Source organism: Kitasatospora sp. NPDC007106 (assembly GCF_040634455.1).
GTDB lineage: Bacteria > Actinomycetota > Actinomycetes > Streptomycetales > Streptomycetaceae > Kitasatospora > Kitasatospora arboriphila.
On the sequence record NZ_JBEYFP010001333.1, the window covers coordinates 1 to 1225 of the forward strand.

Annotated in this window: 2 protein-coding genes; both read right to left on the bottom strand. The window is 70.7% G+C overall.

Going from position 1 to position 1225, the window contains the following annotated elements:
• On the bottom strand, positions 1-778 hold a 778-nt coding region (locus ABZ641_RS38250), incomplete at its 3' end, for a DEAD/DEAH box helicase (RefSeq protein WP_359989268.1).
• 371 nt (positions 779-1149) lie between these two features.
• Positions 1150-1225, bottom strand: a 76-nt coding sequence (locus ABZ641_RS38255) for a cold shock domain-containing protein (protein ID WP_359989270.1), incomplete at its 5' end; no start/stop codon positions are given.

Genomic DNA, 1225 nt, shown 5'->3' on the forward strand with positions numbered 1-1225 from the left:
GCCGCACCAGGCGGTCGACGTTGCGGTCCAGGGTGGCGGAGAACAGCATCGTCTGGCAGCCTTCGGCGACCTGCTCCAGGAGTTCGGTGACCTGCGGCAGGAAACCCATGTCGGCCATCTGGTCGGCCTCGTCGAGCACCGTGACGGCGACCCCGTCCAGCTGGCAGTCGCCGCGCTGGATCAGATCTTTGAGTCGGCCGGGGGTGGCTACCACGACCTCCGCGCCGCGGTTCAGCGCCTGTGCCTGCCGGCCGATCGACATCCCGCCCACCACGGTCGCAAGGCGGAGTCGTACCGCGTGGGCGTAGGGGGTGAGAGCCTCGGTGACCTGCTGCGCGAGCTCACGGGTGGGGACCAGCACCAGGGCGAGCGGGCGGCGGGGCTCGGCGCGGTGTCCGGCGGTGCGGGCCAGCGCGGCGAGGCCGAACGCGATGGTCTTGCCGGAGCCGGTGCGGCCTCGTCCGAGGACGTCGCGGCCGGCCAGCGAGTTCGGCAGCGTCGCGGCCTGGATCGGGAACGGCTCGGTGACGCCTTGGCGGGTCAGCTCCGACAGCAGGACCTTCGGAATGTCCAGTTCGTCGAAGGACTTGACGGCCGGCAGTGCCGGGGTGGTGCTCACCGGCATCGCGAACTCGCCCTGCGGGGAGGAGCCCTGACGGGCGTTGCGATCGGAGGTGCGCCGGCCGCCGTAGAAGGAGCTGCCGCCGGAGCGGGATCCGTAGGCGCCGGCGGAGCGGGAGTTGGCGTTCTGGTACGAGGAGCGACTGGAGCGGTTCATGCGGGAAACCTTCCTAGGCGGCACGTCACGAGGAAGGCTCCGTGACGCGGGGCGCCGGCGGAGACCGCAAGGGAACGGGCCGAGAGATGCGACGGGTGGAGCGTGGACGGTAGAACCGTGCGGCACGTCACCTACGGTCGGCACTCACCGAACAGGGCGGGAGCGAAGAACCTCGAACCGTGAGATGTCACGGTAGGGCGCCGATCCGCACGCGGCGCTGTGCGCCTCGCGTGGGGATGGCCGCCGGTGGCGGAGCCAGAGAGCCTGAACGACCGGGGAATGCGTCGTGGCGCAATGTCGAGGGGCCCGCACCGGGCATCATGTACGCGGTGCGGGCCCCTCGCTGCTAGGCGGGTGCCGTGGCAGAAAAACTACAGCGGACGAATGTTCTCGGCCTGCGGGCCCTTCTGGCCCTGCGTAACGTCGAACTCGACCTTCTGGCCCTCG